The following is a 22,359-nucleotide window of genomic DNA, read 5'->3' on the forward strand; positions in this document are numbered from 1 at the left end:
GGGTGCGGCGGGGGGTGGGGCTCATCGCGGGTCCGGGTCGTCGAGGGACGACGCGATGTGGTGCTCCGGCGCCTTGCCGAACGTGGGGTTCGGCGTGGGGCCGAGCGTGATGTGCACCGCCTGCTGGTCGGTGTAGAAGTCGATGGAGCGGTATCCGCCTTCGTGACCGAGACCGGATGCCTTCACGCCGCCGAACGGCGTGCGCAGGTCGCGCACGTTGTTCGAGTTGAGCCACACCATGCCGGCTTCGATCGACTGCGAGAAGTTGTGGGCTCGCTTCAGGTCGTTGGTCCACACGTACGCCGCCAGGCCGTACCTGACGCCGTTGGCCAGCGCCAGCGCCTCCTCTTCGGTGTCGAACGGGGTGATGGCGACGACGGGGCCGAAGATCTCCTCCTGGAAGATGCGGGCATCCGGCTTCACATCGGCGAAGACGGTGGGCGCCACGAAGTTGCCGTCCGGGAAGCCCGCCGGGCGCCCGCCGCCCGCGACGAGCCGCCCTTCGGACTTCCCGAGCTCGACATAGCTCATCACCTTGGCGAAGTGCTCGGGGTGCACGAGCGCGCCCACCTCAGTGGCCGGGTCGTGCGGGTACCCGACGACCACCCGTTTCGCCTGCTCCGCATAGCGCTCCACGAACTCGTCGTAGACGGCGCGCTCGACGAGGATGCGCGAGCCCGCCGTGCAGCGCTCGCCGTTGAGCGAGAACACGCCGAAGATCGTGGCGTCGATGGCGGCGCCGAGGTCGGCATCCGCGAACACCACGGCCGGGCTCTTGCCGCCCAGCTCCATGGAGAGTCCCTTGAGGAACGGTGCCGCGTTGGCGAAGATCAGCTGGCCGGTGCTGCTCTCGCCGGTGAACGAGATGAGGGGCACGTGCGGATGTCTGACGAGCGCGTCGCCGGCATCCTCACCGAGTCCGTTCACCAGGTTGAACACGCCGCGCGGCAGCCCCGCCTCCTCGAAGATGCCGGCCCACAACGATGCCGACAGCGGCGTGAACTCGGCGGGCTTCAGCACGACGGTGTTGCCGGTCGCGAGCGCGGGGCCGAGCTTCCAGGACTCGAGCATGAACGGCGTGTTCCACGGCGTGATGAGCCCGGCGACGCCGATGGGCTTGCGATTCACGTAGTTCATCTGGCGCCCAGGCACCTTGAACGCGTCGTCCGCCTGCGCCACGATCAGGTCGGCGAAGAACCGGAAGTTCTCGGCCGCGCGCCGCGCCTGCCCGAGCGCCTGCGTGATCGGCAGGCCCGTGTCGAACGTCTCGAGCTCGGCGAGCCGGGCGTCCCTCGACTCCACGATGTCCGCGATGCGGTGCAGCACCCTCGAGCGCTCGCGGGGGAGCATCCGCGGCCAAGGTCCCTCCGTGAAGGCTCGGCGCGCTGCGGAGACCGCGCGGTCGATGTCGGCCTTCTTGCCCGAAGCCGCCCGCACGTACGTCTCGTTCGTGACCGGGTCGAGCACCTCGAAGGTGTCGCCGTCGGCGGAGTCCACGAACTCGCCGTCGATGTAGTGCCGGATGCGGCCGGGCAGGTCGCTCGGTATGCGACGTTCTTCTGGTTCCCTGGTGTCGGTCATGGGCTCTCCGATCGGTGGGCGTCGGGGTGGCGCGCCGCGAGGAAGGCATCCAGCGTGCGCCAGCGATGGTTGCGTGCGGTGAGCTCGATGTCGAGGGCCTCGCCGCCGTCCCTGATGAGCTGCACGATCTGCTCGTGCTCCTCGACCGAGTGGCGTGCGCGCTGCGGCACGAAGGAGAACGTGGAGTCGCGAACACCGCGGAGGCGGCCCCATCCCCGGTGCACGAGCTCGAGGATGTGCGGGTTGGGACACGGCTCGAACAGCACGGAATGGAACTGCTCGTTGAGGCGCGTGAACTCGTGCGGATCGAGGTCGTCGAGCATCCGCCGCATGCGCTCGTTGATCTCCAGCGCGCGATCCAGGTCGGCATCGGTGACGAGGGGAGCGGAGAGTGCCGTCGCCGCGCCCTCGACGAGCCCGAGCGTCTGCATCGCGTACGTGTACTCGGTCTCGTCGGCCAGGGCCACCCTCGCTCCCACGTTGTGCTCGAACGTCACGAAGCCTTCGGCCTCGAGCCGGCGGATGGCCTCGCGCACCGGGACCACGCTCATTCCGAGGTCGTCGGCGATGGTCCCGAGCACCAGTCGGTAGCCCGGCGTGTAGCGGTGATCGACGATGCGCTCGCGCAGGTACGAATAGGCCAGCTGCGACTTGCTGCCTGTGGCCAGCACAGGGTCCTGAACTGCATCGGTCATCGCTCAGCCTCTCCTTCGGCCGGCGGCCGGCCTGGTGCCGTGCCGGGCGCAAGGCCGCGGTCGGCGGATGCCGGCGCCACGGCGGGCACGGCGCTGTCCGCCCCGTGCGGGTCGATTCCCGCGGCCTCGAGCGAACCCCAGGCCTCGGCGCGCTGCGTGTCATCGACGGCGGGAAGGGATCCCACCGCCGGGTCGAACGCCCGCGTGCCCTCGACGACGGTGGTCGTCAGCCGCCCGGAGGAGGGATGCCCGGGAGCGGTCGGCGCATCCACCTCCACCTCGACCACGTCGCCCGGCTGCACCACCGAGGATCCGGCCGGCGTGCCGGTGAGGATGACGTCGCCCGCCTCGAGCGTGAAGTGCTGCGACAGGTCGGCCACGAACTGCGCGAGCGGGAACAGAAGCCCCTCGCTGGTGTCGTGCTGCACGATCGAACCGTTCACCCAGGTTCGCAGCCGCAGGTCGGCAGGATCGACGGCGCGGGCGTCGATGAGGGCGGGCCCGATCGGCGTGTATCCGTCGCCGCCCTTGGAGCGGGCGTTGGACCCCTTGTCGTTCGTGCGCAGGTCGTACACGCCGAAGTCGTTCGCGGCGGTGACCCAGGCGACGTGGTCCCAGGCGTCGGGGAGAGACACGAACCGCGCGTCACGGCCGATGACGAGCGCGATCTCGCCCTCGAAGGCGAGCAGCTCCGTGCCGAGCGGACGCACGATCTCGCCGCCTGTCGCCTGGACGGAGCTCGACGGCTTGAAGAAGTAGGAGGGAGCCGATGGCCGGCGGCCACGCTGCCGAGCCCGCGACGCGTAGCTCAGATGCACGGCCACGATCTTGCCCGGGCGTGAGGGAAGCGCGGCGAAACGGGGATCGACGTCGCGGGCCGGACGAACGGGGGATGCCGTCGCATCCGCCCCTGCGCTGTCACTGGTCACGGTGGCACTCCTGCCTGCGTCGTCGCGTTCGCTGCGTCGGTCGCCTCGCATTCCTGGTCGAGCCGCGCGAGGTGTGCGTCGCTGTGCTGGCTGAGGCTGCCGACGCCGTTGCATCGTATCTCAAATCGTATATGATCGGTCGCATTGCGACAACCGATCGCGGCATGACGAAGGAGTCAGCGAAGTGGATGCATCGACGCAGCGCGGAACGGCCGGCAGGGCCGGGTTCACCGACACCGGCACCATCGCACAGCCGTCAGACCGCCGTCGCGTGGTGCTCGCGACCGTGGTGGGCACCACCGTGGAGTGGTACGACTTCTTCATCTACGCCTCGGCGGCGGGCCTCGTGTTCGGGCAGCTGTTCTTCCAGCCGGCGGGTCCGCAGTTCTCGCAGATCCTCTCGTTCGCCACGGTCGGTGTGAGCTTCCTGTTCCGGCCGCTCGGCGCGTTCCTGGCCGGCCATTTCGGCGACAAGTACGGCCGTCGCCGGGTGCTCGTGGTGACGCTCATCCTGATGGGAGCTGCGACTACTCTCGTCGGACTACTGCCCACCTACGCCGTGATCGGTGCAACTGCGCCGACACTGCTCATCCTGCTGCGCGTGCTGCAGGGCATCTCCGCCGGCGGCGAATGGGGCGGCGCCGTGCTCATGGCCGTCGAGCACGCACCGAAGACCAAGCGGGGACTTTTCGGGTCGTCGCCGCAGATCGGTGTTCCGCTCGGCCTGCTGCTGGCATCGGGAATCATGGCGCTCATGGCGCTCATCGCGCCAGGCGACGCGTTCCTGGCGTGGGGCTGGCGGGTGCCGTTCCTGCTCAGCGTCGTACTGATCGGCATCGGCTACTGGGCCAGGCGCCGCCTGGAGGAGAGCCCGGTGTTCGTGGAGATCGCCGAGCGCAAGGAACGCACCAGGATGCCGATCGTGCAGCTGTTCCGCAAACACGTGCTGCTGGTCATCGTGGCCGCGCTGGTGTTCGCAGGCAACAACGCCGTCGGATACATGACGACGGGCGGCTACATCCAGGGATACGCCACCGACCCGGCAGGACCGATCGGTCTCGAACGCGGACCCGTGCTGTGGGCCGTTGCCGGCTCCGCCGTCACCTGGCTGATCTCGACGTGGGTCGCCGGTCTGTTCTCCGACCGGATCGGCCGCCGCACCACCTACATCGTCGGCTGGATCATGCAGCTGATCGGCGTGTTCCTGCTGTTCCCGCTCGTGAACTCGGGGAACATCTGGCTGCTCTTCCTCGGCCTCGTCATCCTGACGCTCGGCCTCGGATTCACGTACGGACCGCAGGCGGCGCTGTACACGGAGCTGTTCCCCGCCTCGATCCGGTTCTCCGGGGTGTCCATCTCGTACGCGATCGGCGCCATCCTCGGTGGGGCGTTCGCGCCCACGATCGCTCAGGCGCTCGTGCAGGCGACACACAGCACGGCATCCGTCACGTGGTACCTGGCGGGGATGACCGCCATCGGCCTCGTGGCCACGCTCCTGCTGCGCGATCGAACGGGCATCCCGCTCGGGTTCGAGCACGAGCCGGAACAGGAGGCGAGCCCGATCTACGGCTTGAAGAACGCATGATCGGTGTCGCCGGCGGGCGGCGGATCGTTCAAGCTGGAGATCGAAGGCCGGGTTCCACGAAGGGGTGACCAGGAGTGCAGTTCCATCATCAGGGTTACGTCTCAGGAGACCCTCGGGTGCTGCCGGCGGCCGGCGAGGGCATCGACCGGCCCGCTGACCTCCCCGACGAGGTCGACGTGCTCGTCGTCGGCTCCGGTCCAGCAGGCATGCTGCTCGCGGCGCAGCTCTCGCAGTATCCCGACATCCGCACGCGGGTCGTCGAACAGCGAGCGGGGAGGCTCGTGCTCGGGCAGGCCGACGGCATCCAGCCGCGGAGCGTCGAGACGTTCCAGGCCTTCGGGTTCGCCGAGCGCATCGTCGCAGAGGCGTACAACATCGCGTACATGAACTTCTGGGGACCCGATCCGGAGAACCCGCAGAACATCGTCCGCACCTCGCGCACCGAGGACTACGCCAAGCACATCGGGGAGTTCCCGCACCTCATCGTGAACCAGGCACGCGTGCTCGACTACTTCGCCGAGGCTGCGGCCAACGGCCCCGGCCGGATCGTGCCCGACTACGGGGTGGAGTTCACGGGGCTCACGGTGCACGAAGAGGGCGAGCATCCCGTCGAGGTGCGCCTCCGCTACGTCGCCGGACCCCGCAAGGGTGAGGAACGCACGGTGCAGGCGAAGTACGTGGCCGGAGGCGACGGCGCCAAGAGCCGGGTGCGCGACGCCATCGGGCGCAAGCACCTCGGCGAGTTCGCGAGGCACGCGTGGGGCGTGATGGATGTCACGGTTAACACCGACTTTCCCGACTGGCGCATCAAGTGCGCGATCAACGCCGAGGCGGGGAACATCCTGCACATCCCACGAGAGGGCGGCTATCTCTGCCGCATGTACATCGACCTCGGACCGGTGGCCGACGACGACAATCACAGGGTGCGCGAGACCCCGATCGACGCGATCATCGCGAAGGCCAACGAGATTCTGCATCCGTACACCATCGAGGTGAAGCAGGTGGCCTGGAGCAGCGTGTACGAGGTCGGTCACCGGGTGACGGACAAGTTCGACGACGTTCCCGAGGGATCGGACCGCACCCCTCGCGTCTTCCTCATGGGCGACGCCTGCCACACGCACAGCGCGAAGGCCGGCCAGGGCATGAACGTGTCGATGCAGGACGGCTTCAACCTCGGATGGAAGCTCGGCAGCGTGCTCACCGGGCGCAGCCCCGAGTCGTTGCTGGCGACCTACTCGGCCGAACGGCAGCCCGTGGCGCAAGAGCTCATCGACTTCGACCGGGAATGGTCGCAGCTGATGGCACGCAAGCCGGAGGAGTTCGAGAGCCCGCAGGAACTGGCCGACTTCTACGTGCGCACCTCGGACTTCCCGTCCGGGTTCCTCACCCAGTACACCCCGTCGATGATCACCGGCGAGGCCGTGCACCAGGAGCTGGCAGCGGGATTCCCGATCGGCAGACGCTTCAAGTCGGCGGAGGTCGTGCGGGTCTGCGACGGCAATGTCGTGCACCTCGGGCATCACGCCAGAGCCGACGGGAGGTGGCGCATCTATGCCTTCGCCGACGCTGCGGCCGCCGGCGAGGCATCCGCGCTCGACAGCTGGGCGCAGTGGATGCAGGATGCGCCGAACTCGCCCATCGCGCGCTTCACGCCGCAGGACGCAGATGTCGACGCGGTCTTCGACGTGAAGGTCGTCTACCAGCAGACGTACGACGAGGTGGAGTTCGCCAAGGTGCCCCCGCTCTTCCGTCCGCAGACCGGACCGCTCGGGCTGACCGACTGGGAGAAGGTCTACGCGGCGGGACCGGGCGAGGACATCTTCGAGGCGCGGGAACTCTCCCGAAGCGGAGTCGTCGTGGTCGTCCGCCCCGACCAGTACGTCGCGCACGTGCTGCCGCCGGAGCAGACCGACGCGCTCGCCGACTTCTTCGCCGGGGTCATGATCCCGGTTCCGTCGCCGGCGAACGCGCGATCGGGCGCGCCGAAGACCGCCGCCACGTCGTGAGACTGAGGCGGCTACCGCGAACGCAGCGCTACAGGCGCGGTGCTACGCGACCCGACGAGCCCGGTTCTTCCAGGAGAGGATCAGCGCTTCGAGCTGGCCGTTCGGGAGGTCGCGCGGGTGATGCGCGAGCTCGTCAGCGAACTGCTGTTGCTCGGTGTACGACAGGTTCTGGGCCCACGGGAAGGCGGAGATCACTTTCGCGCGGGCATCCATGATCGGCTTCGCCTTGGCGCGGCTCGGGCGCTTGCGGCGAGAGGTCGTGCTCGTGGAGGACTGCTCCGCGACACGGCTGGAGTTCTTCAACGATTCAGACATTTGTATCTATCAACACCACGAAGCAGGGTTTTATTCGGTTCATGCCGGTAATTCCTCAGGTTTGTTCAGCTTGCGTCCAAATATGTCAGTAGCCAAGGGCTTGACGAGCGACGCACTGCTCGTCGCGTCGAATCGACCCGCCGTGCGTCAAGGCCTCCTGGCTGCTTTTGCTGCTCAGAGGGCAACGGGGGAGACTGGATGCCATGACACACCCGGCGGCCGCCGACGCGGCATCCGCTTCCCCTGCCCAGCACCCCGAATCCGACGAGACAGCACAGCCAGACGGCTTCACGCTCTGGGCCGTGCTGCGACGTGACCCGAGCCGACCGTTCGACCTCGAGGAGCCGAACGTGGAATGGGCCACGTCGGAGCTCGAGTCGGCCGTGGCCGAGGTGGAGAGCGGCGGCGTCACCATCCGCGGCTTCTACGACGTCTCGGGGCTGAAGGCCGACGCCGACCTTATGGTGTGGCTGCATGGCCCCGTGCCCGAGCAGGTGCAGGCCGCGCTCCGCCGTCTGCGTCGCACGAAGCTGCTCGGCGATCTGCTGCCCACGTGGAACGCCATGGGCGTGCACCGCGGGGCCGAGTTCAACAAGGCCCACGTGCCGGCGTTTCTCAAGGGCATAGAGCCCAGGCAGTGGCTCGTCGTCTATCCGTTCGTACGCAGCTACGAGTGGTACCTTCTCCCCGACGCTGAGCGCAGCCGCATGCTCGCCGACCACGGCCGGAAGGGTGCGGCGTTCCGCTCGGTGCTCGCCAACACCGTCGCCGCCTTCGCTCTCGGCGACTACGAGTGGCTGCTGCCGATGGAGTCAGACAATCTCGTCGATCTCGTCGACATGATGCGCGATCTCCGCGCCACGGATGCCCGCAGGCACGTGCGCGAGGAGGTCCCGTTCTACACGGGTCGGCGCATTCCTGTGACAGACATCCCTGAGGTCTTGCAATGACGACATACGACGCGATCCTGCTCTCGAGCTTCGGCGGTCCAGAGGGTCAGGATGACGTCATCCCGTTCCTGCGCAACGTCACGCGTGGGCGCGGCATCCCGGACGAACGGCTCGAGGAGGTGGCTCACCACTACCGGTACCACGGCGGAGTGAGCCCGATCAACGAGCAGAACCGGCAGCTCAAGGCCGCGCTCGAGGCCGAGCTGGCGCGGCGCGGCATCGAGCTGCCCATCCACTGGGGCAACCGCAACTGGCATCCCTACTTCACGGATGCCGTGCGCGAGGCGCACGAGGCCGGTCACGATCGCCTGCTCGCACTCGTGACCAGCGCGTACACGTCGTACTCCGGCGTCGGCCAGTACCGGGAGGACTTCGAGCGTGCACTCGCGGAGAACGACCTGACCGACGTCGTGTCGATCGACCGCATCCGCGAATACTTCGACCACCCGGGGTTCGTCACTCCGTTCATCGAGGGCGTGAGCGCGGCCGTCGCCGAGCTCTCGGCCGACTCGGCCGACGGCGCCGGAGACGCCGTGGCCCCTGACGACATGCACATCCTGTTCGTGACGCACTCCATCCCGAGCGCGGCCGCCGAGGCATCCGGCCCGCAGTTCGGCAAGGGCGGGGCCTACGTCGCGCAGCACTGCGCCGTCGCGCATGCCGTCTCGGATGCCGCGGCAGCCGGCATCCCGTGGTCGCTCGTGTATCAGTCCCGCTCCGGCGACCCGCGCACACCGTGGCTCGAGCCCGACATCAACGACGCCATCGTCGACCTCGCCGCGGACGGCCACACCAAGGCGGTCGTCATCGTGCCGTTCGGTTTCGTCAGCGATCACATGGAAGTCATGTGGGACCTCGACAACGAGGCGCTGACGACCTCGGTCGAGAACGGACTGCGTGCGGTGCGCGTTCCGACGCCGGGCACGCATCCGGCATTCGTCTCCGGTCTCGTCGACCTGATCGAGGAGCGGCTGAACGACGTTCCCGCCGAGGAGCGGCCGCATGTCACCGGCCTCGGTCCCTGGCCGGACCACGGCCCCGTCGGAGCGCGTCGAGAGAAGGTCGAAGCCCGATGACAACGGTGCGAATCGGCACTCGCGGCAGTGCCCTTGCCCTGGCGCAGACCCGTCAGGTCGCCGATTCGCTCGCCAGGGCGTCGGGGCTCGACGTGGAGCTCGTCACGATCACGACGCATGGCGACACGACGAGCGAGTCGCTGTCCCAGCTCGGCGGCACGGGCGTCTTCACCGGAGCGCTCCGCGAGGCGCTGCTGAACGACGAGATTGACGTGGCCGTCCACTCGCTCAAGGATCTGCCGACGGCCGAGCATCCCGACCTCGTGCTCGCCGCCGTTCCCAAACGGGCCGACGCCCGCGACGTGCTGTGCGCGAGAGACGGGCTGACGCTCGACGACCTGGCGGCCGGCGCGCGGATCGGAACGGGTTCGCCTCGGCGCATCGCCCAGGTCAGGTCGCGCCGGCCCGACCTGACGGTCGTGGACATCCGCGGCAACATCGACACGCGTCTCGGCCGGGTGTTCGACGACGTCGACGACGACCGCAGGCTCGACGCCATAGTGCTCGCGGCCGCCGGTCTCGGCCGGCTCGGCCGGGCGGATGCCGCCACCCAGCACCTGGAGCTTTCGGACTGGCCGACGGCTCCGGGGCAGGGCGCACTGGCGCTGGAGACGCGTCGCGCGAAGGATGCGTCGCAGCAGGGTCGCGCGCTCGCGAAGGCGCTCAACGCGGTGAACCACGCGACGACGCGCGCTGTCGTGGCCGCCGAGCGAGGAGTGCTTGCGGGGCTCGAAGCGGGATGCGCCGCCCCGCTCGGCACGACGGCACTCGTCGAAGACGGCCTGCTGTTCCTCACCGCCACCGTCTACCAGCCAGACGGCACCAGGCGCCTGACCTCGTCCCACGCCGTGAGCCTGGAGGGCAACGGGCAGGCCGCCCTGCTTGAGGCAGCACAGGATGCCGCCCGCCGCGTCGTCGACGAGCTCTTCGAGTCCGGGGCAGCGGACCTCGCCCCGCTCGGAGGTGCCGCCTGATGACCACGGGACCGATCCCCACGCAGGGTGCGAAACCTCTGGCCGGCTGGCGCGTGCTCGTGCCGCGCGGTGGTCCGTGGGGCGACTCGGTCGCGGCGGACATCCGGGCCCACGGCGGCTCGCCCGTCGTGGCGCCGATGATCAACTTCGCACCGACCTCCGACGAGGCGTCGCTCGAGAGCGCGCTGGTGTCGCTCGCCGCCGGAGAGTTCGACTGGGTCACCATCACGAGTGCCACGACAGTCGATGTGCTGTCGGCCCACCAGGCACGCATCGCGCACAACACGCGCATCGCGGCGGTCGGCGAGACCACCGCCGCCGCGTTGCTGGCCGCCGGATACCGCGCCGACTTCGTTCCTGCCGACGACAGCTCGGCCTCCAGCATGCTGCGCGAGTGGCCGGCGATGACGCGAGGCGTCGTGCCGCTGCGCGTGCTCACGCTGCGCAGCGAGATCGCGAAGACGACGCTCACCGACGGGCTGACGGCGCTGGGACACTCCGTGCAGTCCGTCGTGGCCTATCGCACCGTCGGCATCCCCGTGGCGGAGCAGGTGGTGGCCGACGTCGCATCCGGTCGTATCAACGCCATCCTCGTCACCTCCGGCAGCGTCGCCGAGCAGGTGCAGCAGCAGCTCGGGCCCGTTCCGACATCAACGCTCGTGGCGGCCATCGGGCCGCGAACGGCTCGGGATGCCCGCGGGTACGGCCTGCGCGTCGACGTGATCGCACCCGAGCGCACCGCCGACTCGCTCGTCGACGTGGTCGCTCAGGCCGCGGCGCGCCTGGCGGCTTCGTGACCGACGCCGGCGAGGCAGGCCTCGTCGCCGGCATCCGCGATGCTGGCAGACTCGACACTGTGACCGTCGACTCGAGCCGCGTGGTGCTTCTGGATGACAGCGGTGCGTCCGTCGGCACCGCCGAGAAGGTCACGGTGCACGGACCCGAGACGCCGCTGCATCTGGGCTTCTCGTGTCATGTGCTGCTCGACGACGGCAGAGTGCTGCTGACGCGTCGGGCGCTGTCCAAGCTGACGTTCCCCGGCGTGTGGACGAACGCGTTCTGCGGGCATCCGGCTCCGGGGGAGGATGTCGCGGATGCCGTGCACCGCCACGCCCGCGACGAGCTGGGCATCCGGCTCGCCGAGCTGCGCCTCGTGCTCCCTGACTTCCGCTACCGCGCTCTCGACTCGAACGGCGTCGTCGAGTACGAGGTGTGCCCGGTGTACGTCGCGCGAGCGGTGGGGGAGCCGGTGCTCAACCCGGCCGAGGTCGCCGAGGTCGCGGTCGCGGCGCCTGCCGAGCTGGGCGCTGCGCTCCGGAGCGCACCGTGGGCGTTCAGCGCCTGGCTCGTCGAGCAGGCGAAGCTGATGCCGCTGTACCGCTGAGCGCGACGGCTCCTTCGCCGCTCGCCGCAGCTTCCACCGCGCAACGTCCTGCCCCGTCCGCCGCGCAATGCCCTACTCCGTTTGCCGCGCAATTCAGGATCAGCCGAGGCTCGACCGCATATCGCGGCCGAGTGGCCCCTTTTCCTGAATACGCACCGGGTCGAGGCCCCGCGGAAGTCGGATGCGGCCGGGCGCGGTCCGCGGTCGCGCGGTCAGAAGGTCAGTCGCTCAGGCGATCAGACGGTCAGACGGCTAGAAGATCAGACGGCCAGGGCATCCTTGGGCAGCTTGCGCACCTTGGTGCGGCGTCGCCGCCGCGCGGGGATCATCGAGCGCATCTCCTCGAGCTTGCCGAAGCACAGCAGGCGGTCGCCAGCCTCGAGCTCGGTGTTGCCGCGCGGATTCGGCACGACGGCGGCGCCCCTGTGCAGCGTGAGCACCGTGATGTCGCGTTCGTCGAGCCCTGAGTCCCGCAGGCGCTTGCCGACGAGGTCGGCGCCGACACCCACGATGAGTTCGGCCACGCCGTATCCGGTGGACACCGTGAGCCGCTGGCGCACGTCGATCTCCGGGAACGCGACCTGGTTGTCGATGTAGTCGACGATGGCCCCGGCGACATCGAGCCCGGTCGCGGCCTCGATGCCCTGGAGACCCGGGGACGAGTTGACCTCCATGACGAGAGGTCCGTCGTTGCCCTCGAGCATGTCGACCCCTGCGACGCGAAGCCCCATGATCTGGGCAGAGCGCACGGCGGCCTGCTCGTACTCCGGCGGCAGGTCGATGCGCTCGACGGAGCCGCCGCGGTGCACGTTCGAACGGAACTCGTCGCCGCTCGCCACGCGCCGCATGGCGGCCACGACGCGATCCCCCACGACGAGGGCGCGGACATCCCTGCCCTTGCTCTCGGCGATGAACGACTGCACCAGCACGTTCTGCTTGGTGGAGTGCAGCGTCTCGATGATCGCCTCGGCGATCTTCGCCTCCGGCGCCAGGATGACGCCGATGCCCTGCGTGCCCTCCAGGAGCTTGATCACGACCGGGGCGCCGCCGACGGATTCGATGGCGGTGCGCACATCCGCCCTGCTGTGCACGAAGGCCGTCGCTGGCATGCCGATGTTGTGTCGCGACAGGATCTGGTTGGCACGGAGCTTGTCGCGCGAGTTCGTGATGCCGTTCGCCGTGTTCGGGGTGTACACATCCATCTGCTCGAACTGGCGGACGACGGCCGTGCCGAAGTACGTGATCGAGTTGCCGATGCGGGGCAGGATGGCGTCGTAGTCCGACAGGAGCTTGCCGCGATACTGCAGATCGGGCTCGTCCCCCGACAGATCGATCGAGAAGCGCAGCGTGTCGAGAACCTTGATGCGGTGGCCTCGGTCGGCGGCGGCCGTCCGCAGGCGTTGGGTCGAGTACGACAGAGGCGCCCGCGACAGAATGGCCAACTTCAACGTGGGCTCCTGGAAAGATGGGGGGAATGGGCGAGACCATCCATTCAAGCACCGTCGTGGGGTGGCGCGAGTGGGTTGCCCTGCCCGCGATCGATGTGCCATGGATGAAGGCGAAGCTCGACACGGGAGCGCGCAGCTCGGCGCTGCACGCCTTCGACATCGAGGAGCTCGACGGCGGCGACCGGGTGAGGTTCCGGGTGCGGCCGTGGCAGGAATCCGACGAGGATGCCGTGCTCGTCGAATGTCCCGTTCACGACCAGCGGGTCGTCCGAAGCTCGACGGGCCACGCCCAGCGCCGATACGTGGTGCTCCTCGAGCTCGAGCTGTTCGGCCGCACGGTGCTGGCCGAGACCACGCTGACCAATCGCGACCAGATGGGGTTCAGGATGCTCGTGGGCAGGCAGGCCCTTCGCCAGGGCGGCTTCGTGGTCGACGCCGGCCGCTCGTTCGTCGGAGGCAAGGCGCCGCGTCCCATCCGCAAGCGCAACCGCGGGCGGGTGTAGGGCCGGTCGTCCGGCAGCCGCGCCGCTAGTCCGGCCATCGCGGAATCCCATCTCCCGGCGCGATCGAGGATCGAGGGCGGCAGGCGCGGGACCTTAGGGCCCCGTCCGCTCCTCGTACGCCCGCGGATGCCAGAAGAACAGCAGCACGGCGTGCACGATCGCGAGCGCCGTCGCGATGGCGACCACGGCGATCCACTCCTGCGGAGCATCCGGTGACGATCCGTTGACGAACACGATGCCGAGCACCGTCGTGGCGAGAATGGCGCCGACGTACCGCGAGGTCTGCAGGATGCCGGCGGCCACCCCGACGTCCTTCGGCGCCGCAGAGGCGTAGAGCGCCTGGCTCATCGCGATGCTCACGACGCAGTACGGTGCGCCCATGGCCGCGGTGAGCAGGAGGATCGCGATCGGGCTGGTCGTGACGCCGGCGATCGACAGCAGCCCGGCGCCGACGATGAGGCCGAGCCCGCCGACGATGAGCGTGAAGCGCAGGCCTCGCGTCTCGATCCATCTGGCGCCCAGTGGCGTGAGCCCGATAGTGACGGCGGCGAGCGGGAACATGAGCAGCCCCGTGATGCCGGCGTTGTATCCGCCGTGCTCCTGCAGCAGCTGGGGCAGGCCGAAGAACGCCGTGTAGTACACGAGATTGAACACGGCGAAGCAGAGGTACACCATCATCAGCGACCGGTTGGCGGCGAGCAGCCGCAGGTCGATGAAGGGAACGGACGCCGTCAGCTCCCGCCACACGAAGCCCGCCCCGGCCAGCACTGCTGCGGCCAGCAGCCACCACGACGGCGAAGACTGCAGGCCGAGCAGAAACACGAGCAGCGCGACGAGCATGCCGATGAAGAGCGCGATGCCAGGGATGTCCGAGTTGGCGATCAGCAGGCGGAATCGCTCGGTGCGACGCGGCTCGTCAGCAGGCGCGAGCATCCTCGTACCGATCAGTGCCAGCGCGGCGAGGGGCACGTTGACAGCGAAGATCGCCTGCCAGCCGAGTGTGCTCACCAGCAGCCCGCCGAGCACAGGACCGACGGCGGCTCCCGCGGTGTTCGCGATCTGGATGCGTCCGAGCAGCCGCGGCGACGACACCCCGGATCGCGCGCTCAGCGGCCGGATCATCGCCACAGCGGACGGGAAGGCGGTCGCCGTCCCGATCGCGAGGCCGATGCGGCCGACGCACACCAGCGCGAAGGAGGGCGCGAACGGCGTCAGCGCGCTGACCACCATCACCACGCACATGCCGAACACGAAGAGCCGTCGAGGACCGAACCTGTCGCCCAGTCGGCCCATCAAGGGCTGGCCTGCGGCCGACGCGAGATAGAACGCCGTGATCACCCAGGTCGCCTCGGCGATGCCCAGCATGAACGTCTTCTGCAGGTCGACGAGCGCCACCGCGATCATCGAGGAGTTCAGCGGATTGAGCGCGGTCCCCAGGCTGAGGCTGGCGACGGCGAGGCGCGTTCGCGAGCTGTTCGGTCGAGGTTCCGGCGTGGATGCATCGCTCACGATTCCGCCGTACCCACGCTTCGATCGTACCGACGCGTCCCTTCCGCCGAGCCTCGCCCTGTCAGACCCCCACACGGCCGGCTTGAGCCTGTCGAAACCCTCTACCGCCGGCCGCCCCTGTAGGACCCGTATCGCCGGTTGAGCCTGTCGAAACCCCCCTACCGCCGGCCGCCCCTGTAAGACCCGTATCGCCGGTTGAGCCTGTCGAAACCGGGCACCACGACGAGAACGAGGCGAATCCGTACAACCGCCGTCTCGCCGCGCCGTCGCCCCCGCCGTCGCGAGCACCTCCCTCTCCGTCACCGCCTCGGCGAGCACACAGGGCACGCCGCCTAATCTGGAGCGGTGAACGACGCCCTGCATCCGACTGTTCGCCCCCGACGTCTCCGCTCCACACCTGCCATGCGCCGGCTCACCGCGGAGACGCGCCTGCACCCGGCGGAGCTGATCCTGCCGGTGTTCGTGCGTGAGGGCATCAGTGAGCCGCAGCCCATCGCATCCATGCCGGGGGTCGTGCAGCACACGCTGGACAGCCTGAAGGCGGCGGTCTCGGAGGCGGCCGAGGCGGGCATCGGCGGCATCATGCTGTTCGGTGTGCCCGAGGTGCGGGATGCCGTCGGCACTGGCGCCTCCGATCCCGATGGAATCCTCAACGTGGCCACGAGAGCCGCCGTCGCCGAGGCAGGCAATGCGCTCGTGGTGCAGACCGACCTCTGCCTCGACGAGTTCACCGACCACGGCCACTGCGGGGTGCTGGATGCCTCTGGTCGCGTCGACAACGACGCGACGCTGGAGCGCTACCGCGACATGGCGCTCGCGCAGGCGGAGGCGGGATCACAGCTGCTCGGGCTCAGCGGGATGATGGACGGCCAGGTCGCAGCGGTGCGGGATGTTCTGGACGCGAGCGGTTTCACCGACACCGCCGTGCTTGCATACGCCGCGAAGTATGCGTCGGGCTTTTACGGACCGTTCCGCGAAGCCGTCGACTCTCAGCTTCAGGGCGACCGCCGTTCCTACCAGCAGGACCCGGCGAATCGGCGTGAGGGTCTGCGGGAGGCGCGGCTCGACCTCGACGAGGGCGCCGACATCCTCATGGTGAAGCCGGCCATGTCGTACCTCGACGTGCTCAGCGACGTCGCCGAGATCAGTGATATTCCGGTGTGGGCATATCAGGTCAGCGGCGAGTACTCGATGATCGAGGCGGCAGCCGGCCACGGCTGGATCGACAGGGACCGCGCGGCGCTCGAGACCCTGACGAGCATTCGCAGGGCGGGTGCGGACGCTGTTCTGACGTATTGGGCGGTCGAGGCGGCCGGGTGGCTGAAATGAGCGGTGCGACGGTCGGCGACACGGCGGTGACGACGAACGACGAGGCGTTCGCGAGGGCGAAGCGGTCCATCCCCGGCGGCGTCAACTCCCCGGTGCGGGCCTTCCGGTCGGTCGGCGGTACCCCGCGGTCGCTGGTGGCGGCACACGGACCCTACGTCACCGACGTGGAGGGTCGTGAATACGTCGACCTGGTCGCGTCGTGGGGGCCGGCGATCCTGGGGCACGCGCATCCCGAGGTCGTGGCGGCCGTGCAGGATGCCGCCGCGCGCGGGCTGAGCTTCGGCGCATCCACCCTCGCCGAGACCGAGTTGGCCGAACTCGTCATCGACCGCCTCACCGTGACGCCCGGTTCGCACCACCTGACCGGCCGGTCTCTCGTCACGACCAGGCTCGTCGACGAGCTTCGCCTGGTCTCCACCGGCACCGAGGCGACCATGACGGCCATCCGTCTCGCGCGAGGCGCCACGGGCCGCGACCTCATCGTCAAGTTCTCCGGCCTTTATCATGGCCACTCCGACGGTCTCCTGGCGGATGCCGGCAGCGGACTCGCCACTCTCGCCTTGCCCGCTTCTGCGGGAGTGCCGGCCGACATCGCCGCGCAGACGGTCGTGATCCCGTACAACGATCGGGCAGCTGTGCGAGCGGTCTTCGAGGAGCACGGCGACCGCATCGCGGCGATCATCACCGAAGCGGTGCCCGCGAACATGGGCGTCGTGCCTCCGGCGCCCGGATTCAACGCGTTCCTGGCCGACACGGCGCACCAGCATGGAGCGCTGCTGATCCTTGACGAGGTGCTGACGGGATTCCGCGTCGGCCCCGCAGGGTGGTGGGGCGAGACGGCATTTGCCGTGCGCGAGGAGGATGACGGCTCGCGAGCGCTCGTGTCGCCGACCTACGTGCCCGACTTGGTGACGTTCGGCAAGGTGATCGGCGGCGGCATGCCCTTGGCCGCTCTCGGCGGCCGCCGCGACCTGCTCGAGCTCCTGGCCCCGATCGGCCCGGTGTATCAGGCTGGCACGCTGTCCGGAAACCCGGTCGCCGTCGCAGCCGGGCTCGCCACGCTCCGACTGGCGGATGCGGATGTCTACGCACACCTCGACCGCGTCGCCGAGGTGATCTCGAAGGGCGTCGACGACGCGCTGACGTCGGCCGGCGTGCCGCACGTCATCTCGCGCGCCGGCAACCTGTTCAGCGTCCAGTTCCGTGACACGCCTGCCACCGACTACGTGGCGGTGCAGGCGCAGGATGCGTTCCGCTACGCCCCGTTCTTCCATGCCATGCTGGACGCGGGAGTGTCGCTGCCGCCCAGTGTCTACGAGGCCTGGTTCGTCACGGCAGCCCACGACGACGCCACGGTCGAGCGAGTGCTGGATGCCTTGCCCGCGGCCGCGCGCGCCGCGGCATCCGCCCGCCCCGCATAGCCGCGCCGCGCCTCCAGTAGCGCTGGCGGCATCCGGCCGGTGCGCGTTGGACGCTGCCGAGACGACGCATGCTGCGCTGGACTACGCATGCCGTGCCGAGACTACGGATGCTGCGCCGAGACTATGCCCGTTGTACCTAGTCTCGCCGCGGAAACTGTAGTCTCGCCGGGGAACTGTAGTCTCGCCGGGGGACACCGTCGCCGCCGCAGCGGAACAAGCACGCACAAGGGGCCGCCCGCGCGAACGCGAACGGCCCCAGGTGACGCTGGTGAGCTACTGGTTGTCGGTGGCCAGCTTCTCCAGAGTCGGGTTGTTGGCGTACGCCTTGACCGCGTTCTCCTTGGTGACGAGCACCGGGGTGAGCGGCTTGTACGGAACGGTGATGGTGCCGTTGTACGCGTTCGTCTTGTCGTTGTAGTCGACGCCGGTCGGCTTCTTCTTGCCGTTAGCGAGGTCGGTGATCAGGTCGACGGCTGCCTTGGCCTCGTCATCCGTGTTCTTGTAGATGGTCGAGTACTGCAGGCCCTTCATGATCAGCGGGATCGATGCCGTCTCGGAGTCCTGACCCGTCACGATCGGCACGGGCAGACCGGCCTGCTGGGCGGCCGTGATGATGGAGCGGCCGAGCGTGTCGTTCGGAGAGAGGACGCCGTCGAGCTCGGTGCCGTTCGAGTAGGACTTCGTGATGATGTTCGTCATGCGCGTCTGGGAGTTCTTCGGGTCCCAGTTGTCCGTCTGCACCTGCTGGAAGGACGTCTGGCCGGACGGCACCTTCAGCTCGCCCTTGTCGATCAGCGGCTTGAGCACGCTCATCGCACCGTTGTAGAACACCGTGGCGTTCGCGTCGGTGTTGGCACCGGCGAAGATCTCGATGTTGTACGGGCCAGTGGGCTTCTTGGCCTTCATGCCGTCCAGCAGCGCCTGCGCCTGCAGCTGGCCGACCTTGTAGTTGTTGAACGCCGCGTAGAAGTCCACGTTCTTGGTGTTCATGATGTTGCGGTCCCACGCGATGACCGTGGCGCCGGACTTCTTGGCCTGAGCCACCTGGGTGCCGAGCTGGCTGCCGTCCTGGGCCGCGATGACGATGACCTTGTCGCCCTTCGTGACCATCGACTGGATCACGTTCTGCTGGTCCGCGACCGTCGCCGAGTACTGCACGTCGGACTTGAAGCCCGCACCCTGCAGCGCCTTCTCGAACGACGCCTTGGCCAGCACCCAGTTCTGCGAGGTCTTGGCGGGCAGGGCGACGCCGACGGTGTCACCCTTCTTGACGGCCGTGTCGGCCGAGGCGGAGCTCGCGCGCGACGAGCATCCCGTCAGGGCGACACCGGCAAGGGCCACGGCCGTGAGGCCGATGAGCAGTTTCTTGCGCATGTTTTTCCTTCTTGTTGTGTGGATTGCAGGGCGGCCCTACCGCGGACCACGCCTTCTGTGTGCTGTCCTGTGGTGCCTCGGACAGCGAGCCGTTGCCGGCCGCTCCGACCGGTCTCCGCGGAGCGCGACCGATCGGCGACGACGGCCGGACGACCGGTTCAGGACACCGGCACCTTGTCGACCTGTTCGCCCGCCGGCTTGTCGAGGCCCTGAGGCTGCGCCTCGATGTCGCCCTCGGTGACGGCTGAGTCCTTCTTGCGGCCGATGCCGATGCCGCGCAGCAGGAGGCCCGTGATGGACGGGCGGCCCTGGGTCTTGTTGTAGACGTCGAAGGCGACGGCGGCGATGAGCACGAGACCGCGGATGATCGACACCCACGACGAGTCCAGACCGAGCAGCGACAGGCCGTTGGCGAGGAACGCCATCACGAACGCACCGATGATCGATCCGGCCACGGTGCCGACACCGCCGAAGATCGCGGCGCCACCGACGAAGACCGCGGCGATCGCATCCAGCTCCCATCCGGTGCCGTCGAACGGACCGGATGCCTGAGCGTTGCCGATGAAGACCATGCCCGCGACGGCGGCGAGCACCGACATGTTCATCATGAGCAGGAAGTTCACCCGGCGGGACTTCACGCCGGAGAGCACGGCAGCGCTGGCGTTGCCGCCGATCGCGTAGATGTGGCGTCCGAAGACCGTGTTGCTCGTGATGAAGCTGTAGAGCAGGATGAGCAGCCCGGCGATGATGCCGACGATCGGGAAGCTCGTGCCTACTCGGCCGGTGGCGAACAGGTAGGTGGCGAAGACCGTCACACCGCACAGCACGACGAGCTTCACGACGCTCACCCAGAGAGGCTGCGGCGCGGCGCCCATGCGCACCCGCTTGCGGCGGCCGTGCACCTCGGTCCAGATGAGCGCGACCACGACGATCAGGCCGAGGATGAGCGTGGGGTTGCTGTAACCGAAGTCCGGTCCGAAGTCGGGCAGGAACCCGTTGCCGATCCAGTTGTAGGAGGCCGGCGTCGGCACGGCGGTCGAGTTGCCGACCACCTGGTTGGCGCCGCGGAAGATGAGCTGCCCGGCGAGCGTCACGATGAACGCGGGAACTCGCACGAACGCGACCCAGAATCCCTGCCATGCGCCGACGAGAGCGCCGACGACGAGGCCGAGAAGCATGGCCAGGCCGGCAGGCAGATGCCAGACGGCCATCGACTGCGCGACGACCACGCCGACGAACGCGGCGACCGAGCCGACCGACAGGTCGATGTGGCCCGCGATGATGAGCATCACCATCCCGATCGCGAGGATCAGGATGTAGGAGTACTGCTGCACCATGTTGATCACGTTCGTGGGGTCGAGCGTGTAGCCGCCCGTCCAGATCTCGAACACGACGATGATCACGACGAGCGCGATGATCATGCTGTACTGGCTGAGTCCGCGGCCCCCGGTCAGGGTGCGCAGACCTTGGGAGAACTTGCTCATGCTGCTTGTCCGGTCTTTCGGGTGGAGGTCATGCTGACCATGAGGGATTCGGGGTTGGCCTCTCGCGCGGGCATCACGTTCGTGATCTGGCCCTCGAAGATGGTGTAGATGCGGTCGGACATGCCGAGCAGCTCCGGAAGCTCCGAGGAGATCAGCACGATGCCTTTGCCCTGGGCGGCCAGCTGGTTGATGATGCTGTAGATCTCGTACTTGGCGCCCACGTCGATGCCCCGCGTCGGCTCGTCGAGGATGAGCAGGTCGGGATCGGTGAACATCCACTTGGCCAGCACGACCTTCTGCTGGTTGCCGCCGGAGAGCTTGCTCACGCCCTCGTCGACCGAGGTCGCCTTGGTGCGCAGCGCCTGGCGGTATTCCTCGGCGACCTTGTACTCGAGCAGGTCATCGACCACACCACCGTGGGAGATCTTGTCCAGCCGGGCCGAGACCGTTGCACGCTTGATGCTGTCGAGCAGGTTGAGGCCGAGCGTCTTGCGGTCCTCGCTCACGTATCCGAGACCGTGCTCGATGGCGTCGTGCACGTTCGCGAGCCTGATCTTCCGGCCGTCCTTGTAGATCTCGCCGCTCAGGTAGGTGCCGTAACTGCGGCCGAACACGCTCATCGCCAGCTCGGTGCGGCCGGCGCCCATCAGGCCGGCGAAGCCCACGATCTCGCCGCGGCGCACGAAGAAGCTCTCGTTCTTGCACACGAGGCGGTCGGGGTCGACCGGATGCTGCACGGTCCAGTTCCGCACCTCGAAGAAGGTCTCGCCGATGTTCGGGGTGCGCTCCGGGAAGCGGCTCTCCAGCGAGCGACCGACCATGCCGCGGATGATGCGGTCCTCGTCCACGTCGCCGGCCGAGACATCCAGAGTCTCGATCGTCTTGCCGTCGCGGATGATGGTGATCGAGTCGGCGACGCGCTCGATCTCGTTCAGCTTGTGGCTGATCATGATCGACGTCATGCCGGTCTTCTTGAAACCGAGGATGAGATCGAGCAGGTGCTGCGACTCCGTCTCGTTGAGCGCGGCCGTCGGCTCGTCGAGGATGAGCAGCTTGACCTCTTTGTGCAGCGCCTTGGCGATCTCGACGAGCTGCTGCTTGCCGACGCCGAGCGTCTTGATCAGGGTGTCGGGGTCTTCGCGAAGACCGACCAGGTCGAGCAGCTCACGCGCGCGCTTCTGCGACGCCACCCAGTCGATCGCGCCGAACCGCGTGATCTCGTTGCCGAGGAACAGGTTCTCGGTGATGGAGAGCTCGGGAACGAGCGCGAGCTCCTGGTGGATGATCGCGATGCCGGCGGACTCGCTCTGCTTGGTGGTCGAGAAGCGGACCTCGGAGCCTTCGAAGATGATCTGGCCCTCGTACGTGCCGTAGGGGTAGACGCCGGACAACACCTTCATCAGGGTCGACTTGCCCGCGCCGTTCTCCCCGCAGATCGCATGGATCTCGCCATGCGCCACGGTCATCGACACGTCCGAGAGTGCAACCACACCGGGGAAGCGCTTGGTGATGTCGCGCATTTCCAGAATCGGGGCGTTCGCCACGGATGTTCCTCTCGCTGTGCGGGGCGAGGAATCCGCCGGCGTCAATGCAGGAGGCCCTGGCGGGTGCGCTTCGACGCCCTCGTCCCGTGGTGCTGCGGCCCTGAGGGCCGCGCCTTGTCGCCTCGGGTGCGGCAACGAGACGCCACGCTAACACAATTGCATTCATCTGTTGAACACAAGCGCACATCTGAGCAGGCGTTGACGTTCAGACCCGAACACAACGCACACGCGAGACGACCGAAACGCCAGTGG

General features: G+C 68.3%; 18 protein-coding genes and 1 pseudogene. 10 read left to right on the plus strand and 9 right to left on the minus strand.

What is annotated here, in order from left to right; genetic code table 11:
• Positions 1–21: 21 nt before the first annotated feature.
• The 3 genes and pseudogenes from hpaE to VHB92_RS02780 all read right to left on the minus strand — a co-directional run.
• Positions 22–1,581: a 5-carboxymethyl-2-hydroxymuconate semialdehyde dehydrogenase gene (hpaE, locus tag VHB92_RS02770; RefSeq protein WP_325451136.1), complete on the minus strand. Its 1,560-nt coding sequence runs from the start codon at positions 1,579–1,581 to the stop codon at positions 22–24.
• Positions 1,578–2,276, minus strand: coding sequence for a GntR family transcriptional regulator (locus VHB92_RS02775; RefSeq protein ID WP_325451138.1), 699 nt, complete (start codon positions 2,274–2,276; stop codon positions 1,578–1,580). The genes hpaE and VHB92_RS02775 overlap by 4 nt, the downstream gene beginning before the upstream one ends.
• A gap of 113 nt (positions 2,277–2,389) precedes the next feature.
• Positions 2,390–3,103: pseudogene (locus VHB92_RS02780) on the minus strand (fumarylacetoacetate hydrolase family protein); the annotation flags it as partial.
• Between the two features lie 286 nt (positions 3,104–3,389).
• Here VHB92_RS02780 and VHB92_RS02785 point away from each other — a divergent pair.
• Complete coding sequence (locus tag VHB92_RS02785; RefSeq protein WP_325451140.1) at positions 3,390–4,790, plus strand: MFS transporter; 1,401 nt, start codon at positions 3,390–3,392, stop codon at positions 4,788–4,790.
• 74 nt (positions 4,791–4,864) lie between these two features.
• Positions 4,865–6,796, plus strand: coding sequence for an FAD-dependent monooxygenase (locus VHB92_RS02790; protein WP_325451142.1), 1,932 nt, complete (start codon positions 4,865–4,867; stop codon positions 6,794–6,796).
• Between the two features lie 42 nt (positions 6,797–6,838).
• Here the strand turns inward: VHB92_RS02790 and VHB92_RS02795 are convergent, their stop codons facing one another.
• Positions 6,839–7,111, minus strand: a complete 273-nt coding sequence (locus tag VHB92_RS02795) for a hypothetical protein (protein ID WP_325451144.1) — start codon at positions 7,109–7,111, stop codon at positions 6,839–6,841.
• Between the two features lie 203 nt (positions 7,112–7,314).
• Between VHB92_RS02795 and hemQ the strand changes: the two genes are divergently transcribed.
• From hemQ to idi, 5 genes are read left to right on the plus strand one after another with little or no spacing between them, the layout of a single operon-like run.
• The gene (gene hemQ, locus VHB92_RS02800; protein ID WP_325451147.1) at positions 7,315–8,061 is read left to right on the plus strand and encodes a hydrogen peroxide-dependent heme synthase; all 747 of its coding nucleotides are present in this window, start codon (positions 7,315–7,317) and stop codon (positions 8,059–8,061) included.
• Positions 8,058–9,137 carry a ferrochelatase gene (locus tag VHB92_RS02805; protein WP_325451149.1) on the plus strand — a complete coding sequence of 360 codons (1,080 nt, stop codon included), beginning with the start codon at positions 8,058–8,060 and terminating at the stop codon, positions 9,135–9,137. Before hemQ ends, VHB92_RS02805 begins: the two co-directional genes overlap by 4 nt.
• The gene (hemC, locus tag VHB92_RS02810; protein ID WP_325451152.1) at positions 9,134–10,111 is read left to right on the plus strand and encodes a hydroxymethylbilane synthase; all 978 of its coding nucleotides are present in this window, start codon (positions 9,134–9,136) and stop codon (positions 10,109–10,111) included. Before VHB92_RS02805 ends, hemC begins: the two co-directional genes overlap by 4 nt.
• Positions 10,111–10,908: a uroporphyrinogen-III synthase gene (locus VHB92_RS02815; RefSeq protein ID WP_325451154.1), complete on the plus strand. Its 798-nt coding sequence runs from the start codon at positions 10,111–10,113 to the stop codon at positions 10,906–10,908. Before hemC ends, VHB92_RS02815 begins: the two co-directional genes overlap by 1 nt.
• A 59-nt stretch (positions 10,909–10,967) precedes the next feature.
• Positions 10,968–11,495 (plus strand): isopentenyl-diphosphate Delta-isomerase, encoded by a 528-nt coding sequence (gene idi, locus VHB92_RS02820; protein WP_325451156.1) that lies wholly within the window; start codon positions 10,968–10,970, stop codon positions 11,493–11,495.
• Between the two features lie 260 nt (positions 11,496–11,755).
• Here idi and VHB92_RS02825 read toward each other — a convergent pair whose 3' ends face one another.
• Entirely contained in the window at positions 11,756–12,943 is a 1,188-nt protein-coding gene (locus tag VHB92_RS02825) for a RimK family alpha-L-glutamate ligase (RefSeq protein WP_325451158.1), read from the minus strand.
• 26 nt (positions 12,944–12,969) lie between these two features.
• Between VHB92_RS02825 and VHB92_RS02830 the strand changes: the two genes are divergently transcribed.
• Positions 12,970–13,446 carry an ATP-dependent zinc protease gene (locus VHB92_RS02830; RefSeq protein ID WP_325451160.1) on the plus strand — a complete coding sequence of 159 codons (477 nt, stop codon included), beginning with the start codon at positions 12,970–12,972 and terminating at the stop codon, positions 13,444–13,446.
• A 93-nt stretch (positions 13,447–13,539) separates the two neighbouring features.
• On the opposite strand, the gene VHB92_RS02835 is transcribed toward VHB92_RS02830, so the two are convergent.
• A complete protein-coding gene (locus tag VHB92_RS02835) occupies positions 13,540–14,955 on the minus strand; it encodes an MFS transporter (RefSeq protein ID WP_325451162.1) in 1,416 nt (471 codons plus the stop codon).
• 402 nt (positions 14,956–15,357) lie between these two features.
• On the opposite strand from VHB92_RS02835, the gene hemB reads away from it, so the two are divergent.
• Together hemB and hemL are read left to right on the plus strand one after the other, a co-directional pair.
• Positions 15,358–16,284, plus strand: a complete 927-nt coding sequence (gene hemB, locus VHB92_RS02840) for a porphobilinogen synthase (protein ID WP_325451164.1) — start codon at positions 15,358–15,360, stop codon at positions 16,282–16,284.
• Complete coding sequence (gene hemL, locus VHB92_RS02845; protein ID WP_325451307.1) at positions 16,281–17,705, plus strand: glutamate-1-semialdehyde 2,1-aminomutase; 1,425 nt, start codon at positions 16,281–16,283, stop codon at positions 17,703–17,705. Before hemB ends, hemL begins: the two co-directional genes overlap by 4 nt.
• Positions 17,706–17,978: 273 nt before the next feature.
• On the opposite strand, the gene VHB92_RS02850 is transcribed toward hemL, so the two are convergent.
• The 3 genes from VHB92_RS02850 to mmsA all read right to left on the minus strand — a co-directional run bounded on the left by VHB92_RS02850 (position 17,979) and on the right by mmsA (position 22,083).
• Entirely contained in the window at positions 17,979–19,079 is a 1,101-nt protein-coding gene (locus tag VHB92_RS02850) for a sugar-binding protein (RefSeq protein ID WP_325451166.1), read from the minus strand.
• A 158-nt stretch (positions 19,080–19,237) separates the two neighbouring features.
• On the minus strand, positions 19,238–20,563 hold the full coding sequence (gene mmsB, locus VHB92_RS02855; RefSeq protein ID WP_325451168.1) for a multiple monosaccharide ABC transporter permease: 1,326 nt from the start codon (positions 20,561–20,563) through the stop codon (positions 19,238–19,240).
• The gene (gene mmsA / locus VHB92_RS02860; RefSeq protein ID WP_325451309.1) at positions 20,560–22,083 is read right to left on the minus strand and encodes a multiple monosaccharide ABC transporter ATP-binding protein; all 1,524 of its coding nucleotides are present in this window, start codon (positions 22,081–22,083) and stop codon (positions 20,560–20,562) included. Before mmsA ends, mmsB begins: the two co-directional genes overlap by 4 nt.
• Positions 22,084–22,359: the final 276 nt, after the last annotated feature.

The sequence above is a fragment of the Humibacter sp. genome (assembly GCF_035547335.1).
Classification (GTDB): Bacteria; Actinomycetota; Actinomycetes; order Actinomycetales; family Microbacteriaceae; genus Humibacter.